The 1952-nt window shown below is 64.7% G+C and carries 2 protein-coding genes and 1 pseudogene; 2 read left to right on the top strand and 1 reads right to left on the bottom strand.

Going from position 1 to position 1952, the window contains the following annotated elements:
- On the top strand, positions 1-420 hold a 420-nt coding region (locus tag EOA28_RS34255; RefSeq protein ID WP_128315768.1), incomplete at its 5' end, for a TetR-like C-terminal domain-containing protein.
- Positions 421-478: 58 nt separating this feature from the next.
- On the opposite strand, the gene EOA28_RS34250 is transcribed toward EOA28_RS34255, so the two are convergent.
- The gene (locus tag EOA28_RS34250) at positions 479-1399 is read right to left on the bottom strand and encodes a peptidylprolyl isomerase (protein ID WP_126081072.1); all 921 of its coding nucleotides are present in this window, start codon (positions 1397-1399) and stop codon (positions 479-481) included.
- A 262-nt stretch (positions 1400-1661) separates the two neighbouring features.
- Between EOA28_RS34250 and EOA28_RS34245 the strand changes: the two are divergent.
- A pseudogene (locus EOA28_RS34245) lies at positions 1662-1952 on the top strand (preprotein translocase subunit SecA); the annotation flags it as partial.

Here is a 1952-nt window from a genome sequence, read left to right as displayed (position 1 = left end):
CACCAGCCAAGCAAGGCGGCGCTGCTGATCGAGATCTACCAGAGGCAGAAGCATGTCGAGACACCCGACACCGGAAACGTCGAGGACGACCTGGCGGGCTTTCTCGAAAATCTCTTCGCCCATTGGCGCGACACCCCGTCGGGCAACATCTACCGCTCGCTGATCGCGGAGGCGCAGTCGGACGAGGCAGCCGCGGCCGTGCTTGCCGAGTATTCGAAGGAACGCCGCAGCCATACCGGCCGGATCATCGAGCGCGCCAAGGCGCGGGGCGAGGTGGCGGCCGATGTCGATGCCGGGATCGTCGCCGATCTGATTGCGTCCTACGCCTGGCGGCATCTGCTGACCGGACGGCTCGACGAGGACGTGGCGGCGATCCGCGCGGCCGTTGGCTACATCACGCGGGGGATACTGACCGCCTGAGCCAAAAGCAAAGGGCGCCGCATGGCGCCCTTTTCAGGATAATCAGGCCGACAGCGGATTACTTGCCCGCTTCCAGCGTGTCGACGTCCTTCTTGAGCTTCTCGTCCGAGATCTCGACCTTGGCGGCGGCGCGCAGGTCCTTCACCATGGCGAAATACTTGTCGCGGATTACCGCCTGCTTGGCCTGGTCCTTGACGTCGTCGAAGGCCGGCGGCTGCTTGGCGCGCTTGTCCTCGAGCTTGATGACGTGCCAGCCGAACTGCGTCTGCACCGGCTCCTTGGTGTACTTGCCGACGTCGAGCGCGAAGGCCGCCTTGTCGAATTCCGGCACCATCTGGCCCGGTCCGAACCAGCCGAGATCGCCGCCACTGGTTTTGCCCGAGGGGTCGTTGGTGTGTTCGTTGGCGAGCTTCTGGAAGTCGGCGCCGCCGTCGAGCTGCTTGATGATCGCCTCGGCCTCTTCCTTCGTCTTCACGAGGATGTGACGCGCATGCACTTCGTTGACTGGCGGCGTGTTGGCGATCTCCTGGTCGTAGCGGGCGCGGACTTCGGCGTCCGTGACCTTGTCGACCACTTCCTTCTCGACGACCTCGCCATGCAGCGCGCGCGCCTGCAGGAAAGCCATGCGGCGCTGGAAGTCGGCGTCCTTGTCAAGGCCGCTGTCGACCGCCTTCTTGGCCATGACGCGGATTTCGATCGCCGCCGAAAGGGCGGCCGCGCGGCGCTGATCGGGCGGCAGCTGCGCGAACTGCTGCGAGAGTTCGCCTTCGGCGAGCTGAAGATCGGCCTCGGTCAGCTTCTCGCCATTGATGGTGGCGACCACGGCATTGGGATCGACCGGCGCGGCGGGAGCGGTGGCAGGCGCGGTGGCATCCGCGGGCTTGGTCTCCTGCGCCATCAGCGGCGACAGGCTAAGAGCCGAGAGCCCGAAGGCCAGACCGAGGCTGGCGAGCGAGGCGCGGCGGAACGACAGGGGCATCAAGATAACTCCAATGGGATTGCCAATGAGGATCGCGTGAGCGGAAGGGTTCCAGATCAGTCGAATTGTGGCGGAATTTGGCGCTGCCCATAGGGCTAACGCGGCGTTGACATCGATTGAGCCCCCTCTTATCTGTCCAACGACTTGGCGTCCAGAACCGTTTTCCGGGCGCTTTTTGCGTTTGTCCGCATTCACGCGGATTTGATGGGCCCGCCAGGCGCCTGTCGCAAACGGCCAAAATTGCTATCGAAAGGACCATTGGATGGTCAGTCTCGGCGGTCTCGCCCGTAAGGTTTTCGGTTCTTCCAACGACCGGCGCGTCAAGTCGACCCGACCTAGGGTCGAGGCCATCAACGCCATGGAAAACGAGATGCGGGCGCTTTCCGACGCCGAGCTTGCCGGGCGCACGGAGAAATTCCGCCAGGATCTCGCTAACGGCGCTTCGCTCGACGACCTGCTGGTCCCGGCCTTCGCCACGGTGCGCGAGGCGGCCCGCCGCGTGCTCGGCATGCGGCCTTTCGACGTCCAGTTGATCGGCGGCATGGTGCTGCAC

Source organism: Mesorhizobium sp. M2A.F.Ca.ET.067.02.1.1, from assembly GCF_004023285.1.
Classification (GTDB): Bacteria; Pseudomonadota; Alphaproteobacteria; order Rhizobiales; family Rhizobiaceae; genus Mesorhizobium.
This window is presented reverse-complemented; position numbering and strand designations above follow the sequence as displayed.

Bases quoted from the DNA above. Each gene is read 5' to 3' on its own strand.
- EOA28_RS34250 (WP_126081072.1), bottom strand. From the start codon at position 1,399: ATGCCCCTGTCGTTCCGCCGCGCCTCGCTCGCCAGCCTCGGTCTGGCC.